Annotated in this window: 23 protein-coding genes; 12 read left to right on the forward strand and 11 right to left on the reverse strand. The window is 55.1% G+C overall.

Features of this window, described 5'->3' with window-relative positions:
• Positions 1-10: 10 nt before the first annotated feature.
• The 7 genes from BD01_RS01250 to BD01_RS01275 form a co-directional block, all read right to left on the reverse strand.
• Positions 11-199: a hypothetical protein gene (locus BD01_RS01250; RefSeq protein ID WP_042689110.1), complete on the reverse strand. Its 189-nt coding sequence runs from the start codon at positions 197-199 to the stop codon at positions 11-13.
• Positions 200-222: 23 nt separating this feature from the next.
• Positions 223-516 carry an ArsR/SmtB family transcription factor gene (locus BD01_RS01255; RefSeq protein WP_042689112.1) on the reverse strand — a complete coding sequence of 98 codons (294 nt, stop codon included), beginning with the start codon at positions 514-516 and terminating at the stop codon, positions 223-225.
• Between the two features lie 60 nt (positions 517-576).
• Entirely contained in the window at positions 577-1,266 is a 690-nt protein-coding gene (locus BD01_RS01260; RefSeq protein WP_042689115.1) for a DUF2202 domain-containing protein, read from the reverse strand.
• Complete coding sequence (locus tag BD01_RS01265) at positions 1,263-1,895, reverse strand: translation initiation factor IF-2 N-terminal domain-containing protein (RefSeq protein WP_042689117.1); 633 nt, start codon at positions 1,893-1,895, stop codon at positions 1,263-1,265. The genes BD01_RS01260 and BD01_RS01265 overlap by 4 nt, the downstream gene beginning before the upstream one ends.
• A 43-nt stretch (positions 1,896-1,938) precedes the next feature.
• Positions 1,939-2,106: a hypothetical protein gene (locus BD01_RS11275; RefSeq protein WP_169730283.1), complete on the reverse strand. Its 168-nt coding sequence runs from the start codon at positions 2,104-2,106 to the stop codon at positions 1,939-1,941.
• 57 nt (positions 2,107-2,163) lie between these two features.
• Positions 2,164-2,991: a DUF2202 domain-containing protein gene (locus tag BD01_RS01270; protein ID WP_042693083.1), complete on the reverse strand. Its 828-nt coding sequence runs from the start codon at positions 2,989-2,991 to the stop codon at positions 2,164-2,166.
• Positions 2,992-3,192: 201 nt separating this feature from the next.
• On the reverse strand, positions 3,193-4,428 hold the full coding sequence (locus BD01_RS01275) for a 2,3-bisphosphoglycerate-independent phosphoglycerate mutase (RefSeq protein WP_042689119.1): 1,236 nt from the start codon (positions 4,426-4,428) through the stop codon (positions 3,193-3,195).
• Between the two features lie 92 nt (positions 4,429-4,520).
• Here BD01_RS01275 and BD01_RS01280 point away from each other — a divergent pair, with 92 nt between their 5' ends.
• The 3 genes from BD01_RS01280 to BD01_RS01290 all read left to right on the forward strand — a co-directional run bounded on the left by BD01_RS01280 (position 4,521) and on the right by BD01_RS01290 (position 6,288).
• Positions 4,521-5,453 (forward strand): sodium:calcium antiporter, encoded by a 933-nt coding sequence (locus BD01_RS01280; RefSeq protein ID WP_042689121.1) that lies wholly within the window; start codon positions 4,521-4,523, stop codon positions 5,451-5,453.
• Between the two features lie 40 nt (positions 5,454-5,493).
• A complete protein-coding gene (locus BD01_RS01285; protein WP_042689124.1) occupies positions 5,494-5,988 on the forward strand; it encodes an HIT family protein in 495 nt (164 codons plus the stop codon).
• Positions 5,989-6,075: 87 nt separating this feature from the next.
• Positions 6,076-6,288: a TRAM domain-containing protein gene (locus tag BD01_RS01290; RefSeq protein ID WP_042689126.1), complete on the forward strand. Its 213-nt coding sequence runs from the start codon at positions 6,076-6,078 to the stop codon at positions 6,286-6,288.
• A 6-nt stretch (positions 6,289-6,294) separates the two neighbouring features.
• Here BD01_RS01290 and BD01_RS01295 read toward each other — a convergent pair whose 3' ends face one another.
• Both BD01_RS01295 and thyX read right to left on the reverse strand, forming a co-directional pair.
• The gene (locus BD01_RS01295; RefSeq protein ID WP_042689129.1) at positions 6,295-6,981 is read right to left on the reverse strand and encodes a hypothetical protein; all 687 of its coding nucleotides are present in this window, start codon (positions 6,979-6,981) and stop codon (positions 6,295-6,297) included.
• A gap of 65 nt (positions 6,982-7,046) precedes the next feature.
• A complete protein-coding gene (gene thyX / locus BD01_RS01300; RefSeq protein ID WP_042689131.1) occupies positions 7,047-7,784 on the reverse strand; it encodes an FAD-dependent thymidylate synthase in 738 nt (245 codons plus the stop codon).
• 218 nt (positions 7,785-8,002) lie between these two features.
• On the opposite strand from thyX, the gene argF reads away from it, so the two are divergent.
• Together argF and BD01_RS01310 are read left to right on the forward strand one after the other, a co-directional pair.
• The gene (gene argF, locus BD01_RS01305; RefSeq protein WP_042689134.1) at positions 8,003-8,950 is read left to right on the forward strand and encodes an ornithine carbamoyltransferase; all 948 of its coding nucleotides are present in this window, start codon (positions 8,003-8,005) and stop codon (positions 8,948-8,950) included.
• A 167-nt stretch (positions 8,951-9,117) separates the two neighbouring features.
• The gene (locus BD01_RS01310; protein WP_042689136.1) at positions 9,118-10,047 is read left to right on the forward strand and encodes an NOL1/NOP2/sun family putative RNA methylase; all 930 of its coding nucleotides are present in this window, start codon (positions 9,118-9,120) and stop codon (positions 10,045-10,047) included.
• On the opposite strand, the gene BD01_RS01315 is transcribed toward BD01_RS01310, so the two are convergent.
• Together BD01_RS01315 and BD01_RS01320 are read right to left on the reverse strand one after the other, a co-directional pair.
• Positions 10,034-11,032, reverse strand: coding sequence for a hypothetical protein (locus BD01_RS01315; RefSeq protein ID WP_042689138.1), 999 nt, complete (start codon positions 11,030-11,032; stop codon positions 10,034-10,036). The two genes, BD01_RS01310 and BD01_RS01315, sit on opposite strands and share 14 nt — an antisense overlap.
• The gene (locus BD01_RS01320; protein WP_042689140.1) at positions 11,032-11,604 is read right to left on the reverse strand and encodes a metallophosphoesterase; all 573 of its coding nucleotides are present in this window, start codon (positions 11,602-11,604) and stop codon (positions 11,032-11,034) included. The genes BD01_RS01315 and BD01_RS01320 overlap by 1 nt, the downstream gene beginning before the upstream one ends.
• Before the next feature lie 97 nt (positions 11,605-11,701).
• Between BD01_RS01320 and BD01_RS01325 the strand changes: the two genes are divergently transcribed.
• The 7 genes from BD01_RS01325 to BD01_RS01355 all read left to right on the forward strand — a co-directional run bounded on the left by BD01_RS01325 (position 11,702) and on the right by BD01_RS01355 (position 17,722).
• Positions 11,702-12,775, forward strand: a complete 1,074-nt coding sequence (locus BD01_RS01325) for a saccharopine dehydrogenase family protein (protein WP_042689142.1) — start codon at positions 11,702-11,704, stop codon at positions 12,773-12,775.
• Positions 12,753-13,415 carry a 16S rRNA methyltransferase gene (locus BD01_RS01330; RefSeq protein ID WP_042689143.1) on the forward strand — a complete coding sequence of 221 codons (663 nt, stop codon included), beginning with the start codon at positions 12,753-12,755 and terminating at the stop codon, positions 13,413-13,415. Before BD01_RS01325 ends, BD01_RS01330 begins: the two co-directional genes overlap by 23 nt.
• 97 nt (positions 13,416-13,512) lie before the next feature.
• Positions 13,513-14,892: a sodium-dependent transporter gene (locus BD01_RS01335; protein ID WP_042689145.1), complete on the forward strand. Its 1,380-nt coding sequence runs from the start codon at positions 13,513-13,515 to the stop codon at positions 14,890-14,892.
• A 67-nt stretch (positions 14,893-14,959) separates the two neighbouring features.
• Positions 14,960-15,370 carry a translation initiation factor IF-5A gene (locus BD01_RS01340; RefSeq protein ID WP_042689148.1) on the forward strand — a complete coding sequence of 137 codons (411 nt, stop codon included), beginning with the start codon at positions 14,960-14,962 and terminating at the stop codon, positions 15,368-15,370.
• Positions 15,371-15,430: 60 nt separating this feature from the next.
• A complete protein-coding gene (locus tag BD01_RS01345; RefSeq protein ID WP_042689150.1) occupies positions 15,431-15,976 on the forward strand; it encodes an adenine nucleotide alpha hydrolase family protein in 546 nt (181 codons plus the stop codon).
• 9 nt (positions 15,977-15,985) lie between these two features.
• Positions 15,986-17,263 (forward strand): ArsB/NhaD family transporter, encoded by a 1,278-nt coding sequence (locus BD01_RS01350; RefSeq protein WP_042689151.1) that lies wholly within the window; start codon positions 15,986-15,988, stop codon positions 17,261-17,263.
• Between the two features lie 9 nt (positions 17,264-17,272).
• A complete protein-coding gene (locus tag BD01_RS01355) occupies positions 17,273-17,722 on the forward strand; it encodes a universal stress protein (protein ID WP_042689154.1) in 450 nt (149 codons plus the stop codon).
• Positions 17,723-17,738: the final 16 nt, after the last annotated feature.

Raw genomic sequence — 17,738 nt, forward strand, 5'->3', positions numbered from 1 at the left:
AGTTGTGGAATCAGACCTCTTCGAGCTTCTTCCTGACTTCCTCGGTGTTCCTCCTGGTTTCCTCAAGGGCGTTCTTCAGCTTCTCCAGCTCGACCTTGAACTCGTTCAGGGTCTTGTTTACCTGGTAGAACGCGAATATGAGCACGACGAGGATAATCAGACCGAGGATTATGCTTATCCATCCGCTTGGGGTCGACATATGCTCACCTCCCCAGGGCATTTTCATCCCTCCAGGTTCTTTACCACGTCGTTGTCTATGACGAGCTTGAAGGGCCTGGCCCGGTAGTACTTCTTGGCCCTCGGGTCATCTGGCTCAAGGCGGAGCTCGCTCTCGACGAGTCCTGCCTTCTCAAGCTTTTTGAGGTGGAGATACAGGAGTTGCCTCGATATTCCAAGGGTCTTGGCGAGTTCGTAAACGTACCACTCCTTTTCACAGAGTAGCTTAAGTATCTTAACCCTGACTGGGTTGGAGAGTGCATCGCATACCTTTGCCAGCTCCTCGACGCTCTGGACCATGGTCAACACCGCTGATTGGGCCTGGAGGGGATAGGAAAAGAAGAGATAAAAGCTTTCCGCTCAGCCCACTATACTTTTGTATTCCTCTTCACTCAACACCTGGGGCGTGTAGGTGACGCCATACCTGTTCTGAAGCAACCTGGTGAACGCCCTCAGGTGGTTTTCACTTCCGCTCCTCAGGCTCTCGAACACCGCTTTTATGTCCTCGTTGTCCGTCCTCTTGAGCCACTCGTCCAGGTCCTTGATGTCAATCTCCTCTATGAGCGCCCCCACTTTGAGCGCCTCAACCTCGCTTTCGCTTCCCTGGGCAACGAGCTTTTCATAGAGTTCCTGCATCTCCGTGCTGTTGAACTCGCCAACTCCCATTCCTGCAACCGGGTCGGTCAGGTTGTATTTCTTGATGAGCTCAAGCACCATGTCCATGTGGGTCTGTTCGCTTCTTGCTATGTTGTTGAATATCGGAAGGCCTGTCTCGTTGTAGAGTGTGAGATAGACGTCCCTCGCGAGCTTTTCTTCCTCCCTCATGTAGAGGATTGCCTCAATCTCGTCCTGGCTCAGGTTTTGAGCAGGATACGCGGAGACGTTTACCATCGTTCCCTCTGGACTCGCTCCGGCACCGTAGCCTTTATCCTCCGGAGGTCCCATCGTGCCGGAACTTGTCGTTGTGCTCGTATCCGTGCTCGTTATACATCCGGCCCCAACCGTGGCCAGGAGGAGCAGGGCAACGAGCAGGAAGCTCATCTTTTTCATCCACTCTCACCCCGGAGTTCGGTTATAATCTCCTCCAGCATGGCCTTGAACTCCTCCCTGTCCAGGTCGTACTTGTACTCAATCTCAACCAGCTTCTCGTCAGGGGTCGCCTCTATCCCCTTCTCCTTCAGCTTCTCTATCAGTGCGTCCGTCGAGACGTTGAACTCGTTGGCGAGCTCCTGGACGGTGTAGTACTTCATCATGGTTCCCGTTATGTAGACCGTTGAGTTGGTTGACTCCTCGTAGTAGGAGTCTGAGGTTGTGTCGCCCTCCTCGCTACCAACGTAGGCCGAAAAGGCCTGGTATCCTCCCGCGAGGAGCAGGAGGGGTATTATCAGTCCCGCGATGACCTTTACCTTGGAGCTCTTGAAAGCGGACTTCAGCATGACCCACATGCTCCTGAAGCCAACGGCCAGGTGGACTGCCACGAGACCAATCATGACGAAGCCAAGGTAGGTGTGAACGTTGGTCAGCGTGTCCTTGTCCATTCCAAGGAACGTCCACCCAATGCTGTCCGCTATCCTTCCGCTGGGCGCCAGGTACAGGCCTATTCCCGTTATCGCTATCGCTACGAAGACTATCAGGAGGAGCAGGTCAACGACTCCCCTGAGGAGTGCGGAGGCCCTCATTGGACCACCTCCGGTGGGCATTTTCCTATACAGAGCATCTTTTTCACCTCATCAACGCGTATATTATGAGCCCTATCACGATGAAGGGCAGGAGCAGGAAAGCCAGCTTGGCGAATATTATCAGCAGGGCAAAGGGGAGGAAGGGCCAGCCGAAGCCAAATCCCCTCCTCCCGTGCATTGGACCCATTACCGGGCCGAATCCCCTCGGCATTTTCACCACCAAATCACGCCGTCTGCTTTAACTCTCGACGAAAAGAAATGAAAGGCTTCAGATGCCGAACCTTCCAAGGAATCCCCTCATCCACTTCCAGGCGTGGGCGAAGGCGTTGGTGATGGTGTTGGTTATACCGCCGTCCTGGGCGGCCTTCATCTGACCACCCATGGCGCCGTGGCCGTGGCCCATACCGCCCATACCGCCCATTCCGTGGGCCGGTGCGGAGCTTAGTATCTCGTCAACCTGGTCCTGCGGAAGCACCTGGGCGGTGTAGTTCACGCCCATCGCCTCGAGCTGGCCGACGAAGGCCCTGAGGTGGTTCTCACTGCCGGCCATGAGGTTGCTGTAGACGGTCTTGATGTCATCGTTGTCGGTCTTGGCAATCCAGTCCTCGAGGTCCTTTATGTCGGTCTCCTCGATGAGGGCACCGACCTTAAGGGCGTCCTCGGTGCTCTGGCTTCCCATCTGGACGAGCTGGTCGTAGAGCGCCTGAAGCTCCTCGTTCTGGAAGACTCCTACCTGGTTGAGCGTGTCCGGGGCGGTCAGGTTGTACTTCTCTATGAGGCCGAGCACCATGTCCATATGGGTCTGCTCGCTCTGGGCTATGTTGTTGAATATCGGAAGGCCGGTCTCGTTGTAGAGCGTCAGGTAAACGTCCCTGGCAAGCTTCTCCTCTTCAACCATGTAGAGCAGGCCGTTAATCTCGTCCTCGCTCAGGGGTGCGTAGTAAGTGGTTAGCGTGCCCTTGAGCATGGGTGCCGTCTGGGTGCTCTGGCTCGCGTAGGGGTTGGGTCCCGGCTGACCGCGCCACGCCGCGACTCCTCCCAGGGTCATTCCTATTAACAGGGCAATCAGCCCCAATCCAAACCACATCTTTCTCATGTTCTCAACCTCCTCCATGTGTAACTTCAATGTTACATATGCACGGATGGTTTATAAAGTTTGCGGTTATTGAGAAAGGTAACTGGGGGACCAAAAGGGAACCACTGAAAAAGTAGGGGAGACATTCTACTCAAGGAATCCGTCAGGAAAACCCAGTGATGGTGCAACGCAGTCTAAAAAGTTGAAATTTGGAGAAAAGGATTAAGCTCCGAACTTCTCGGAGCGGTTCATGAGGTCCATCATTATCGGCACTATGTCGTGGCCCCTTATCCTGCCGAGTCCGCCACGCATGCACTCGCGCTCGCCGAAGCTCTCGGTGTGGTCTGGCCTGACGCCACCGCCGGCTATGAGAACCGGAACGGGGTCCCCGCTGTGGTTCATGACCTCGCATGGCGTGCTGTGGTCGCCGGTTATTGCTATGACCACGTCCTCGAGGTCAACGTGCTCGATGATGTAACCTATCATCCTGTCGGCCTTCTCAATCATCTCAGCCTTGAGCTTCGGGTTGTTGTCGTGGCCGGCAGCATCGGTCGGCTTGAAGTGGAGGAACACGAAGTCGTACTCCTTGAGCAGTTCGACGGTCTTCTTTGCTTTAGCCATCTCGTCGGTGTTGTACTCACCGGTTGCACCCTCCGGCGTGTAAACGTCGAAGCCTATCGCCCTCGCAACGCCCTTGACGAGTGAGACCGCTATGACGGCTCCTGCCCTGACCTTCCACTGCTCGGTGAACTTCATCGGAATGTTCGGGTAGGTTCCGGCTCCCCTTATCAGGAGGTAATTGGCCGGGGGCTTGCCCTCCTTCCTGCGCCTCTCGTTGATTGGGTGCTTCTCAAGAACCTCGTGGGCCTGCCTGACGAACTCCTCAAGGATTTCCGCGACCTTCTTGCTCTCCTCGTCCTCCCAGGTGAACCTGTGGGGGGGCTTTCCAGCCTCGTGGGGGTCGTTCTCGCCGACACGGTAGCCCTTGGCCATACCCTTGAGAACCAAGACCGCCCTGTGACCGGTGGCCCCAACGAAGATGAAGTCAACCGGGAGCTTCACCTTCTCCTGAATCGCCTTCGCGAGCTCGTGGGCTTCCTCGGTGCTTATCCTTCCCGCCCTTCTGTCAACGATTATCCCGTTCTCGATTGTTGCGAAGTTAACCCTAAACGCCAAATCGTCCTCATCCAAATCCAACCCGACGCCGAGGGCCTCAAGGAAGCCCCTTCCGCGGTAGACCTTGTAGGGGTCGTAGCCGAAGATGCTCAAATGGGCCGTGTCGCTACCAGCTGGCTGGCCGGGCTTTATCGGGTCCTGCTGGCCGAGGATTCCAAGTTTCGCAAGCTTGTCCATGTTCGGGGTTTTCGCGTACTCCAGCGGGGTCTTTCCTCCAAACTCTTTAATCGGTCTGTCGCCGAGGCCGTCGAGGATTATGAGAAGTCCCTTCCTCTTCTTCATACCTATCACCGGGGGTGATTAGTCGGGCCGGTTAATAAGTTTGTTGGGCAACCTTTTAAACGGCTCCCGGGAAGGTGTTCAGGGGGAGAAGAATGCTTGAGTTCGCAGTATGGACGCTCTCAATAGTCATCGGAATAGCGATTCTCGTGCTTGCAGGGGACAGGCTGTCCGATAAGATAATCGAGGTCGCGAGGAAGGCCGGAATCTCGCCCCTCGTCATAAGCATTGTCCTCGTGAGCCTTTCAACCACGTTGCCGGAGATAACGACGAGTGCCCTCGCAAGCTACCAGGGCGTCAACGGAATAGCCCTTGGAAACGCCCTCGGGAGCATATTCGCCAACATCGCCCTAATCCTAGGTCTCGCTTCGATGATTAGGCCCCTGAAAGCGGGTAAATCGGCCTACGAGAACTCCCTCGTCATGCTCGCTTCCCTCGTCTTCCTAATCCTCCTCTCCCTCGACGGCACCCTCAGCCGGCTCGACGGACTTCTACTCCTCCTTGCCTACGCGGTTTACCTCCGCTGGCTCCTCAAGAAGCACGCGAGGAGCGAGGTCGACTGGGAGCCAAGCGGAAACGTTACGGCCCTCGACTACGTTCTCCTAATCGTCCTCGGCCTCTTCCTCGTCGGCGGTGCCGAGGCTGTAGTCTTCGGTGGCAAGAACATCGCCCAGGCCCTTGGAATCTCGGACTTCGTGATAGGGGCGACCGTCGTCGCAATCGGAACGTCCCTCCCCGAGATGACCAACGCCCTCTACGGGGCAATAAGGGAGCGCGGGAGCATAAGCGTCGGCAACATAATCGGCGCCAACATAATGAACGCCCTCGTCGTCCTTGGAATAGCCTCCGTAATAAGGCCCATCCAGACCGGGGCTTCCGTGCTGACAATCCTCCTCGTGCTCTTCGCCATGATTCCGATGATAGTTTCGCTGAAGAGAACCGGCGGGATAGACAGGCGCGTCGGGGCGTACTTCCTCGTCCTCTACGTCGTCTACCTCGTCCTGATTTTCTCGGGCGTGGAACTGTAAGGTTTTTAAGTCCTCTCCCTTTCTTCCTTCGGTGGTGAGAATGAAGGTCCTGTGGGCACCGTGGAGAATCGAGTACATACGCTCACCCAAGCACGATGGCTGTATCTTCTGCGACTTCCCGAAGGAGAACCGGGACAAGGAGAGGCTAATCCTCTACCGCGGAAAGCACGCCTTCGTCATAATGAACAACTACCCATACAACCCCGGCCACGTGATGGTCGCTCCCTACCGGCACGTCGCCAACTGGGAGGAGCTGACCGATGAGGAGTTGCTCGAAATTATGAAGCTCACCCAGCTCATGATTAGGGCGATAAAGAAGGCCATGAACCCGGACGGCTTCAACCTCGGCGTGAACCTCGGCAGGGTTGCCGGTGCGGGAATAGACAGCCACGTTCACCTTCACATAGTCCCGCGCTGGAACGGCGATACGAACTTCATGCCTGTAATAGCGGACACCAAGGTCATCCCCGAATCGCTTGAGGAGGCCTACGACGAGCTCAAGAGGGCCATAGAGGAAGTCGAGAGGGAAGTTTGAGCTTCCATATGGATTCTCCTTCTTCTGGCAAGCTTTTTATAGTTCCTCGTCCCCTCGTTTCTTGAGAACCCTTTGGTGGTGTCTGAGTTGGAGCGGAAAAGCCTTCCCTCCAGGAAGCCCCCTGTAAAGAGGGGCGAGCGCTACAAGGTTCGGATTGAAGGCCTCGGGAAGGGCGGAGACGGCATCGCCCGGATTAAGGGCTTCGTGATTTTTGTGCCGAACACCGAGGTTGGAGAAGAGGTTCAGATTGAGATAAAAAGTGTGAAGGAACGCTTTGCCTTCGGGGAGGTCGTTGGCTGACCTCCCTCATATCTTCCTTGCCCTAATCTTGAACTTCTTGTCGAGGGGAAGGCCCTCGAAGGGCTCGCTCCCGAGCTCTATGACCGGTATCTCGGCCTCGATTACGGACTCCTTCATACCGTGCCTGACCCGCAGCTCCCTCAGCTTGCCGTCCTGAACCTTGACCGCGAGGTACGTTCCATCCTCCGCCTCTCCCTCTAAGAGGAAGTCCTTACCGAACTCCATCGCGATTCTCTTGACGAGGGCAGGTGCGGTCTCCGGAGTTATGTGCTCGACCTCTCCCTCACTTCCGTTGAACCTAACCACCGGGCATGCCATCGAGGAGCAGAACTCCTTTATTGCCTCCGCTATGCCCTTTGCGAAGTTTTCGAGAGGTTTCCCCATAAAAGCCTCTCCAAAACCTGCCCAGCTGGCGGTTACCTTGAGCTTTCGCCCCTCCATCTTGAACGTGACCGTCAGGATTCCCTTGTCCCCTCTGAAGGTGTAGATTGCCTCCTCCCTTCCCATGCCGACGTCGAGCTCGAACTCGTAGCCGAAGTTGAAGATAAACCGCGGGACTTTGAACCTGACCCGACCGTTCTGGAAGCTCTCGAAGTACGGGAAGAACGGCAGGGTCTTTTCGGGCTCGCTGAGTATGACCTGGAGTGTCTCCCACCCGTACGGCAGTTCAACTTCAAAGCTCTTCGACTTCACGTTTGTCCACCCCTTTTTAAATACGAAGAAAAGACAGTTGAAGGATTTTTAAAACCTACGGAATATCACTCGCCGTTTGCAACTTTTTCCCACCTTTCTTTCGTCCTCTTCCAGCAACCCGGTGGCATGAGTTCCCTCTCCGGGCAGTAGCCGAGCTGAATGCAGCGCGGCCCGAGCTTTGCCCACCTTATAATCGGTCTGAGCTCGTCGTTTCTGGCAATCTCCTCCAGCATCTTCCAGGCCACTTCGCGAATCTCCCATTGAGCCCTCTCGCAGAGCCTGAGGCCAAAGAAGTGCTTCAGCTCGCGCAGGTTCATCGTTACCACTATCTTCGTCCGCACCGCCTGGGGGAGAATGAAGCGCGCGTCCTCCTGATGAATTCCAGCTTTGTAGCTCTCCTCGTAGAGCTCGATGGCTTCGCGCATCAGCTTTTTCCATTTTTCGTAAAGCTCCGGTTTCTCCTTGATGCTCTCGGGGATTACAAAGGTCTCTTCAACATCATTTGGGTTTAGTTTTATGTATCTTTGTGACTGTTGGGTATAACTTGCTATTCTATGACGGACAAGTTGATGCGAACAAACACGAGAACAGCCCTCAATCGAGAACGTCAGGACCGCGTGTTCAAGTATTGACTCGTGGCCGTAGCCGAGAACCCTCGGGAGGTGCATCTCAACATCCTTCTCGGTGGTTCGCTCGAAGGCCTCGCTCTCCCATTCGTCCCAGTAGCTTATGAGGGCCGACCATGTGACGGTTTCAAGGGGCTTTTTCGTATAATTGACGAGCCTGACCCTGATTCCACTCATGCCGAGAATCACCAACGGGCAAAGGTGCTCCTCCTTATTAGGTTTGCTTTGACGCGGGGGAGTTAAAGGAGGGGTTTATTTTGGTGCCTCTTCTCGCCAGTTTAAGTCTACGTTTAGAAAGGAAGGAACGAGATGACTTCAAATAATTTCAGGAAAACCGATGTTTTTCCGACGAAAGGGTTATTAAATTCAGGGAACAGCCTTAAACGGTGATGCACATGGTGGTTAGCCTTGCCGGAAGGGACGTTCTCTGCCTCCAGGACTTCACGAGGGAGGAGATTGAGACTATTCTCAAGACCGCCGAGATGATGAAGATTTGGAACAAGATTGGAAAGCCCCACCGCGTTCTCGAGGGCAAAACGCTCGCCATGATTTTCCAGAAGCCCTCGACCAGGACAAGGATTTCCTTCGAGGTTGGAATCTACCAGCTCGGCGGCTACGGCCTCTACCTCAACGCCAATGACCTTCAGCTCAGGCGTGGTGAGACCATCGCCGACACCGCGCGCGTCCTCAGCAGGTACGTCGACGGAATAATGGCGAGGGTCTTTGACCACAAGGACGTTGAGGACCTCGCCAAGTACGCGAGCGTCCCTGTCATCAACGGTCTGTCCGACTTCTCCCACCCGTGCCAGGCCTTAGCTGACTACCAGACCATACTCGAGAAGAAGGGCAGGATTCAGGGCCTCAAGATAGTCTACGTCGGTGACGGAAACAACGTTGCTCACTCACTTATGATAGCCGGAACCAAGCTTGGAGCCCACGTCGTCGTTGCAACTCCCGAAGGCTACGAGCCCGACGAGAGGGTCATCAAGTGGGCCGAGCAGAACGCATCGGAGAGCGGTGGAAGCTTCGAGCTCCTCCACGACCCAGTTCAGGCCGTCAAGGACGCGGACGTCATTTACACCGACGTCTGGGCGAGCATGGGCCAGGAAGCCGAGGCCGAGGAGAGAAGGAAGATATTCCAGCCGTTCCAGGTCAACAAGGAGCTCGTCAAGCACGCCAAGCCCGACTACATCTTCATGCACTGCCTCCCCGCCCACAGGGGAGAGGAAGTTACCGACGACGTCATAGACAGCCCGAACAGCGTCGTCTTCGACCAGGCCGAGAACAGGCTCCACGCCCAGAAGGCCGTTATGGCCCTCGTCATGGGTGGAATAAAGGTTTGAAGCCCTTTTCTCTCTTTGTCCCTCTATTGAACGGTTTTTGTCCGTTGTGAAAGCGGGCTTTCGTAAATGGTGCAATCTATGAAAGTGAGCTTTCATAAAATGTGCAGTCTGTGAAAGTCTTGTTTCACAAACGGGGAACCTTTTAAACCCTCCCCCCAACTCCCCACATGCTCGAAAAGCTCTTCAGCCTCGGTTACTCCAAAACCTTCGCGGAGCGCTATTACGAGCTCTGGGGTGAGAGGGCCTTAGCTATCGCCGAGGCCATGGAAAGGCCCCTGCCGAGGTGCTTCCGCGTAAACACCCTACGAATAGAGGTTCCTAAGCTCACCAAGCTCCTCAACAAGAAGGGCTTTCAGTTTAAGAGGGTCCCCTGGGCGAGGGAGGGCTTCTGCCTGACGAGAGAACCCTTCTCAATTACCTCCACGCCCGAGTATCTGAGCGGTCTCCTCTACATCCAGGAGGCCAGCTCGATGTATCCGCCGGTTGCCCTCGAACCAAAGCCCGGTGAAACCGTTGCGGACATGGCCTCCGCCCCGGGCGGAAAGACGAGCTATTTGGCCCAGCTGATGGAAAACGAGGGCATTATCTACGCCTTCGACGTCGGTGAGGACAGGCTGAAGGAGACCCGCTTAAACCTCTCGCGCCTCGGCGTTACGAACACCGTTCTCTTCCACCGCTCTTCGCTCTACATAGACGAGCTCGGCGTTGAGTTTGACAAAATCCTCCTCGATGCACCGTGCACCGGCTCGGGGACGATACACAAGAACCCCGAGCGGAAAGCTAACAGGACGATGGAAGATGTTAAGTTCTGCCAGAACCTCCAGATGAAAATGCTTGAGAAGGCCTTGAGCGTCCTCAGGAAGGGCGGAATTCTGGTCTACTCCACCTGCTCGCTCGAGCCGGAGGAGAACGAGTTCGTAATCCAGTGGGTTCTCGATAACTTTGACGTCGAGCTGCTTCCCCTCCGCTACGGCGAACCTGCCTTAACGAAGCCCTTCGGAATCGAGCTGAGCGAGGAAATAAAGAAGGCGAGGCGCTTTTACCCCGACAGACACGGGACGAGCGGTTTCTTCGTCGCGAAGCTCAGGAAGCTTTAGCCTTCTCCGCTTCTTCGCCCGTTTCCCCAAGGAGCCTCTCCTCTATCTCGTGGAGCTTTTCCCTGACATCGTCGCTTAGCATCTTTTCCAGTTCCTCCCGCGCCTTCTCGGCCAGCTCGAACTTTGAATTGAACTTTCCGAGCTTCACCCAGTCTATCTTTTTGCCCTCGACGAAGACGTCTATGTCGCAGAGCCTCTTGTAGCCCCTGTATTCGAGCCCCTTCAGCAGGAACTTCACGCGGAGCGGGTCTTCCCACGTCAGGAGCTTGAGCCTGTAAACTGGGACTCTCATGAAGGGCCTCGGGTAGTCCCAGTCCCAGCCCTCGCCGACGATGAAGCCGAGGTCGAGGTCCTCTATGACGAGCATGAGCCTCTCAATGTTCTCCTCGTAGCGCTTCGCCGTGTCGTAGAGCTTTATCGTTATCTCGTTCCACTCGGGCAGGAGCTTGAGGAGAAGCAGGGGAGTGTCCATGAGCAGTTCCCGATAAACGCTTAGAAAATCCTTTCTCACGAGGACTGCCCCTTCCACGTCTTCTGGCCCTATCGGTGAGCTCAGCTTTTTTCTCGTCAGGCCTATTATGGTGTCCATCGCCTCCCCCTCGTCGAGGGCGGTCCTTATGTCCATAACCTCCCCGCCGTACTTCTCGGCTATCAGCCTGAGCCCCTCCTCGACCCTCTCCGGAACCCTGAGGAATATTATCGCGCTCTCGACGTGAACCTTCTCGACGGGCAGGTTGGCGTTTATTATTCTGCTCAGAACCGCCGGAGCGTGGCACCTTATGAGGAACGCACTCTCGGGGGGAATGGTCTCCTTCTTCCACTCGTCCGTGACGAAAAGCACGGTCTCAAATTCACTGCTCTCCTTTATCGCGATGTCGGTTGGAATCTTTTCGACGCCAAAAAGCTCCCCGATTGCTGATTCGAGGGCTTCTCTGTGTGGAGTCCTCAGGAAGATAATTGAGGGCCCAAAGCGGAGCAATCTCATCACAACCCCCTCCTGAGCCTGTAACCGCGAGCGGTGTCGGTTCCCACGGGGTAGTCCACCTTCACAACTCTCCCGCTCGGCAGGAAGATGAAGTTGACGCCGAGAACAGCGTTCAACCCCTTCGAGATGACCTTGAAGTTGTGGCCGTAGAGCTTGAAGTCTGCATCTTTATCGGCAACATCCCTCCAGCAGTGGCCGAGGGCGAAGGTCCTCCCGCCAATCTCGACGACGCTTCCCGGCTCAACCAGGTTCTCCCCGAAGAACTGCCTCAAGAGTTCTGGGTCGTCTTCGTTGCCCGGGACGATGTAAAGCTTGGCACCGGAGCCCTTGAGAACCCGCGCGAGCTTTCTCAGGCCGGCCTCGTAGGCTGGCTTCAGGTCGGGCCTCCGTTCGAGCTTGACGTTGTCCACCAAGTCGCCGGTGTGGATTATCACATCCGGCTGAAACTCCTCGATGAGGCCCTCGATGAACAGGTAAACGCTCTCCGGTGTGTCCCCTATGTGCATGACGAGGGTTTCATTGACCTTCTGCCTGAGCTTTCTAAGCTTTCTCCTCCTCAGGAAGCCGAGCATCGGAAGCACTGTACATTGATTGGTGCTTGGTGTATATACGGTTTCCGTCCCGCGAAGGTTATTAAAGGTTCCTGAGTAAAGCGAATCGGTGTCCAAAATGAAGGTTCTCGTTCTCGGCGCCGGAAACGTTGGAAGGGCCATAGCGTGGGATTTGAGGGACGAGTTTGACGTCCACGTCGCAGACTTAAGCGAGGAGAGGCTGAAGGCCGTCTCTGAGTTCGCCACGTCGCTCAAGCTCGATGCTTCCCGCTTCGACAAGCTCGTCGAGGCAATGAAAGGATTTGAGCTTGTTATTGGCGCACTGCCCGGTCGCTTCGGATATTCATCAATCAAAGCCGCGATAAAGGCCGGCGTTGACATGGTGGACGTCTCATTTATGCCTGAAAACCCCTTTGAACTCCGTGAGGAAGCTGAAAACGCACAGGTTACGGTGATATTCGATGCGGGCTTCGCCCCCGGGCTGAGCCACATTCTGATGGGCAGAATTTGGAACGAGCTTGACGACATGAGCGAGGGGTACATCTACGTTGGAGGCCTTCCGAAGGAGCCGAAACCGCCACTTTATTACAGAATTACATGGTCACCTAAGGATTTAATTGAAGAGTATACCCGGCCGGCGCGGGTTATACGGGACGGCGAAGTTAAGGGGATAGACCCGCTCTCGGAGGTTAAGACCGTTGAAATAGAGGGCTTCACCTTCGAGGTTTTTCTGAGCGACGGCCTGAGGAGCCTGCTTGAGAGCGTGAGGGTCGAGAGACTTGAGGAGTGGACGCTCCGCTGGCCGGGACACCTTGAGAAGATGAAAGTTTTAAGGGAGCTTGGGTTCTTCAAGGAGGAACACGTTGACAAGACGCTCGAGGTTATAACCCCGCTGATGACCTATGAGAGTCCGGACTTCTCGATTATGAGGGTTATCGGAAGCGAGCCCGGAAGGACGATAAGCTACACCCTCTACGATGAGGAGAGAGAATTCACCTCGATGGCGCGCGTAACGGGTTACACCGCCTCCGCCATAGCGAGGCTCGTGGCAGAAGGTAGTTGCATCTTCGGCGTCATTCCGCCCGAGATTCTCGGCATGCGCATAGACACCTTCAGGAGAATTCTCGACGACCTTGAGGAGAGGGGAATAAGGCCGAGGAGGGAGGAGAATGCTTCACCTGGTGATAGCTGATTCCGAGCTTGAGCTCGTGCCAAAATCGATAGTGGAGCATCCAGCCGTTGTGAACTACGCAAGGAGGAGGGGCAAGAAGCCGGAGGAAGTGATACTTGACAGCAGTTACCACCACGCGGCGCTCAGGAAGCTCGAAGACGGTGAGAGGCGCGGAAGACCGGACATAGTGCACATCTGCCTCCTCAACGCTCTGGAGAGCATAGCCAACAAGGAGGGGAAGCTCCGCGTTTACGTCCACACGAGGAACGACGAGGTGATATACATAAAGCCAGAGACGAGGCTTCCAAGGAACTACAACCGCTTCCTGGGCTTAATGGAGAGCCTCTTCAAGAACGGGGTCGTTCCAAAGGATTTAGCTCTACTCCGCATCGAGAAGAAAACGCTGGGTGAGCTCGTGGAAGAAATAGGTCCCGACGGGGTCTTCGTGATGCACGAGGAAGGGGAGCTAATGAAGCCGAGGGACTTCGGAAAGGTTCTGGCGGGGCTGGAGAAACCGCTCGTAATCGTTGGCGGCTTCCCGCACGGGGACTTCAGGAGCTCCGTTGAGGGAAAAAAGGTTAGCCTCTACCGCGAGCCCCTGATGGCGTGGACTATCGTTAACGAGGTGCTGGTCAATTTTGAAGCGTTCCTGAACTTTTGAACTTATTCCCATCCTTCTCCGCGTTCCCTATGCACAATGTTTTTATACAATCTATTACATCCCGCTTTGAACGTTCTAAAATATGGGGGTGCTTGCAATGAGGAAGGTAAACGTGATGATGGCCCTGCTTATTACGGGCTATATCCTCGGTGTGTGGAGCTTTCTAGTGGTTCCAAAGTACTACATGGTCTTTGGTCTCAAGGGATTCCTGATTTCGCTGGTTCCGGCTGTCGTTGCGCTGTTCCTGGCATACAATGAGGCTCAAAGCACCAAGAAGACAAGGTACCTCATCTACGAGCTCCTCTTCAAAGTTGCGAGGGTTCCGGCTGTTATATTCACGCTACTGATGTTCCTGCTTGTAATCCTTGGTGTCACCGCTTACGCCTCGGGCTGGGGTCTTGTGTATCTCTTTGGAGGCAACACCGAGTACACGGTTCCCCTGGCCATTCTAACAATACTCCTCGCGGCACTTCTCCTCATGCTCGCTAAGGGCAGAACCCTTGAGTTCATATCTGGAATATCAGTCCTCATGATTCTGTTCACCATTGTTTCAACACTCCTCATCAGGAGCAAGGCCATGAGCGTCGTCACATCCGAGCAGGCGAAGTATTACATGAACCAGGCTGTTTCGAGCATAACCTCCTTCAGCCAGCCACTCACCTTTGAGGGCGTCATTATGCTCCTTGCTTCGGTTATTGTAGCCTTCGGTCTTGGTGCTGGAGTCTACTACGTTCTCGGCAGTTTTGCTCCCGAAGACCTTGATTTCAGGCGCGTTCTAATAGGGGTGTTCTTCCTTCAGATAGTCCTCAGCTTCGCCGCCGCTTACACAATGGCGTACTCCCTCGGCCCCGCGTTCCAGGCCTTTGAGAAGAGTGTTCACAACCCCAACCTTAGCGTCGAAGAGACCTACAAGATGTACTCCCAGTTCAGAGCCCTTCAGGCCTACGCCACCAACAGCACGACCCCACTTCCGCAGTCAATCAAGGTGTTCTACTTCATCCCGCAGATTATCAAGGGCAACGTTCCAGGTGCAAGCGCCATAACGCTCTTGCTCGTCCTGTCGTTCTACTTCGCGGGTCTTACCACAATAATAGTCCTCCTTGAGATGGGAACCCAGATGATCTCTGAGGTTATGCAGCTCGGCAGAACAAAGGGACTCGCTGGCGTTTCAATAGTGGGCATATTGATTTCAATAGTTATGACACTGGGCTCTGCCAAGACCATGTTCTTCGCAGTTCCCTTCAGCGTTGGTGCGATAATAGCGCTGATTGAAGCATATCCCGTGCTGAAGTCGGACCTGGCCTCTAAGAAGGGCATTGTTTCGATTTCAATGGCTTTCCTGGCATTTGTGGGCATCTCTACACTCTACTACGCATTCAAGAGTTCAAGCGATGCCGTTAAGCTCGGCGCGGTGCTCGGACTCGTTCTCCTGGTGCCCCTCCTGATGAACGGGGTGCTCCTGAAGAGCCGCCGCTGAGCTTTTTCAAAAATTTTTTAAACGCCTTCCCGAACTCAAACCAGAACGCTTACGGGAGGTATGTGAGATGGGAGACAAGACCAAGGTTCAGGTCAGCAAGCTCAAGCCCGGAAGGTACATAATTATCGACGGAGAGCCCTGCAGGATTGTGAACATAACCGTTTCTTCCCCTGGAAAGCACGGTTCAGCCAAGGCCAGGATTGAGGCCGTTGGAATCTTCGACGGCAAGGTCAGGAGCATCGTCAAGCCGACCAGCGCTGAAGTTGACGTCCCTATTATCGACAAGCGCGTCGGCCAGGTTATAGCGATAACCCCCGATACTGTTCAGATTATGGACATGGAGACCTACGAGCTCTACGACGTTCCCTTCGAGGGCGGCGTCGAGGACGAGGTCAAGGACCAGCTCAAAGAGGGCATCACCGTCGAGTACTGGGAGACCCTCGGCAGGATTCAGATTAAGAAGGTCAGGGGCGAGTGAGCCCCTTTTCTTTGCACAACCTTTTAAAGCCCCTCTTCTCGAAAACTCTGGGGTGGGCCTATGGTTAACTTCAGCGAGCTGATTCTACGCAAGTTCAGGAACATCGCCGGGTCGCGCTACGAGGAGATAATGAAGGCCTATCAGGAGTTCTTCCTGACAGAGGAGGAGCTTCAGATTCCAGTGATAACATCGATTCTCCTCGTCGTGGACCGGTTTTCCGGGAGGATTCCCAACGAGGTTTTTGACGTTCTATCTGCTTACCCGGGTGCAAGGGTCGACGTGGTCTACCTGATAGACGAGGGGCTGTTCGCGCTAATCCGCGAGACCTTAGGCGAGAGGGAGGCAAAGGCGTTCCGCGAAAAGGAAGAGGCCCTAGGGAAGGAGATAATAAAACTGGCCGAAAGGGCCCTTTCTGAACTCGGCATGGAGTACTCGGTGGGGATAACCTTCGCGGACAAGGTTGAGTTCGTTGAAAGGGAGAGTGAAGAGAGGGATTTGCTAGTCATATCGAGGCACTTTGGCTCCGAGAGCGTGAAGACCCATCGGGTCAGTCCGGTCGTTTTCAGAATCGTCCAGGGGATTAAGAAACCCGTAGTCGTTTACTGAGGTGATAACATGAACGCCCAGGAGATTATAGCGCTCGCAGTGTTCCTCGGGGTTTATGCCTTCATAATAACCGAGAGGATTCACAGAACAGTTGCCGCGATGGTCGGAGCGAGCGTCATCCTGCTCGTCGGCATAGTGCCCTGGGAGAAGGTTCCCGAGTACCTTGACCTGGGGACGATTCTCCTCCTTGCCGGGATGATGGTCGTCGTGAACGTCTCCCGCGAGAGCGGGCTCTTCGAGTACATTGCCATAAAGACGGCAAAGCTCTCAAAGGGCGACCCCATGAAGGTCCTCCTGCTGTTCTCGGTCGTCACCGCGGTTGTGAGCGCTTTCCTTGACAACGTGACGACGGTTCTCCTGCTAACCCCGATGCTCCTCTACATAACGAAGAGAATGAACGTCAACCCTGTTCCCTTCCTGCTCGCCGAGATATTCGCGTCAAACATAGGCGGAACCGCGACGCTAATCGGCGACCCCCCGAACATAATGATTGGCTCCGCCGCGAAGCTCAGCTTCAACGAGTTCCTCACCAACATGGGGCCGATAGCGGTCGTTGACCTGTTCGTGACTATAGCCATCGTCTACTTCGCGTACAGGAACTCGATTAAGGTCAGTCCGTCAAAGAGGGCGGAGATTGAGAGGCTGATAATGGGGATGGACGAGCGCGATGCAATACGTGACAGGGAGCTCTTCAGGAAGTCGGTGATAATAATCCTCGCGATAGTTCTTGGCTTCTTCCTCCACGATACAATGGGGGTTGAGCCAGCGGTCATAGCGCTCCTCGGCGCCTCAACGATGCTCCTCTGGAGCGGCTTCTCTCCCGAGGAGGCCCTAGAAAAGGTCGAATGGGCGACGCTGTTCTTCTTCGGTGGGCTATTCCTCATAGTTGGTGGCCTCGTCGAGACAGGCTTCATAGACGCGCTCGCCGAGAAGATTATAGGCATGATACACAGCGAGGCACAGGCAATATTCGTAATCTCGTGGTTCTCGGCGATATCAAGTGCAATCGTTGACAACATCCCCCTCACTGCCACGATGATTCCGCTGATAAAGGCGATGGGTTCGAGCATGAACACCTACCCCCTCTGGTGGGCGCTCTCACTCGGCGCGTGTCTCGGTGGAAACGGAACCGCTATCGGCGCGAGCGCCAACGTCGTGGTTATCGGTATAGCTCACAGGGAAGGTGTCAGGATAACCTTCGGCGAGTTCCTGAAGGTCGGCGCGGTGATAATGTTCTCGACCGTCGCGGTCGGGAGTCTGATGCTCTGGGTTAGGTACGGACTGTGAGGTGATATCATGAGAATACTCGTACTCGTTGACGGCTCGAAGTGGAGCCAGAAGGCGGCGCTCCATGCCTTTGCCGTTGCGAAGAGCAAGAAGGCCAAGGTGGTTCTGTTCTCGGTTCTCGACAGGAGGGAAGCCCGGGCGATAGCGTTCCACGCCAGCGTTCGGAGCGGAAGCCTGGAGGAAATAAAGCGCTTTGAGGAGACCCTGTGGGAGGAGAACAAGAAGAGCATAAAGGACCTGCTGACGACCCTCCTTGAGCTCGGCCAGCGTGAGGGGGTCAACTGCGCCTTCAAAATCGTTGAAGGCCCCGCAAAGGACAGAATCCTTGAGGAGGCGAACTCGGGCAACTACTCCCTCGTGGTCATGGGCGCCTACGGGAAGAGCGGGAAGACGAGGATAGGCTCGCTCCTCGAAGAGGTCGTTGGCCACATCGAACCTCCAGTGATGATTGTGAGGTAGCTTTAAAACCCCCATT

Source organism: Thermococcus nautili, from assembly GCF_000585495.1.
Lineage (GTDB): Archaea > Methanobacteriota_B > Thermococci > Thermococcales > Thermococcaceae > Thermococcus > Thermococcus nautili.

Bases quoted from the DNA above. Each gene is read 5' to 3' on its own strand.
- argF (WP_042689134.1), top strand. From the start codon at position 8,003: ATGGTGGTTAGCCTTGCCGGAAGGGACGTTCTCTGCCTCCAGGACTTC.
- BD01_RS01340 (WP_042689148.1), top strand. From the start codon at position 14,960: ATGGGAGACAAGACCAAGGTTCAGGTCAGCAAGCTCAAGCCCGGAAGG.
- BD01_RS01260 (WP_042689115.1), bottom strand. From the start codon at position 1,266: ATGAAAAAGATGAGCTTCCTGCTCGTTGCCCTGCTCCTCCTGGCCACG.
- BD01_RS01350 (WP_042689151.1), top strand. From the start codon at position 15,986: ATGAACGCCCAGGAGATTATAGCGCTCGCAGTGTTCCTCGGGGTTTAT.
- BD01_RS01355 (WP_042689154.1), top strand. From the start codon at position 17,273: ATGAGAATACTCGTACTCGTTGACGGCTCGAAGTGGAGCCAGAAGGCG.
- BD01_RS01315 (WP_042689138.1), bottom strand. From the start codon at position 11,032: ATGAGATTGCTCCGCTTTGGGCCCTCAATTATCTTCCTGAGGACTCCA.
- BD01_RS01275 (WP_042689119.1), bottom strand. From the start codon at position 4,428: ATGAAGAAGAGGAAGGGACTTCTCATAATCCTCGACGGCCTCGGCGAC.
- BD01_RS11275 (WP_169730283.1), bottom strand. From the start codon at position 2,106: ATGCCGAGGGGATTCGGCCCGGTAATGGGTCCAATGCACGGGAGGAGG.
- BD01_RS01320 (WP_042689140.1), bottom strand. From the start codon at position 11,604: ATGCTCGGCTTCCTGAGGAGGAGAAAGCTTAGAAAGCTCAGGCAGAAG.
- BD01_RS01325 (WP_042689142.1), top strand. From the start codon at position 11,702: ATGAAGGTTCTCGTTCTCGGCGCCGGAAACGTTGGAAGGGCCATAGCG.
- BD01_RS01280 (WP_042689121.1), top strand. From the start codon at position 4,521: ATGCTTGAGTTCGCAGTATGGACGCTCTCAATAGTCATCGGAATAGCG.
- thyX (WP_042689131.1), bottom strand. From the start codon at position 7,784: ATGAGTGGAATCAGGGTCAGGCTCGTCAATTATACGAAAAAGCCCCTT.
- BD01_RS01335 (WP_042689145.1), top strand. From the start codon at position 13,513: ATGAGGAAGGTAAACGTGATGATGGCCCTGCTTATTACGGGCTATATC.
- BD01_RS01270 (WP_042693083.1), bottom strand. From the start codon at position 2,991: ATGAGAAAGATGTGGTTTGGATTGGGGCTGATTGCCCTGTTAATAGGA.
- BD01_RS01285 (WP_042689124.1), top strand. From the start codon at position 5,494: ATGAAGGTCCTGTGGGCACCGTGGAGAATCGAGTACATACGCTCACCC.
- BD01_RS01265 (WP_042689117.1), bottom strand. From the start codon at position 1,895: ATGAGGGCCTCCGCACTCCTCAGGGGAGTCGTTGACCTGCTCCTCCTG.
- BD01_RS01310 (WP_042689136.1), top strand. From the start codon at position 9,118: ATGCTCGAAAAGCTCTTCAGCCTCGGTTACTCCAAAACCTTCGCGGAG.
- BD01_RS01255 (WP_042689112.1), bottom strand. From the start codon at position 516: ATGGTCCAGAGCGTCGAGGAGCTGGCAAAGGTATGCGATGCACTCTCC.
- BD01_RS01250 (WP_042689110.1), bottom strand. From the start codon at position 199: ATGTCGACCCCAAGCGGATGGATAAGCATAATCCTCGGTCTGATTATC.
- BD01_RS01345 (WP_042689150.1), top strand. From the start codon at position 15,431: ATGGTTAACTTCAGCGAGCTGATTCTACGCAAGTTCAGGAACATCGCC.
- BD01_RS01330 (WP_042689143.1), top strand. From the start codon at position 12,753: ATGCTTCACCTGGTGATAGCTGATTCCGAGCTTGAGCTCGTGCCAAAA.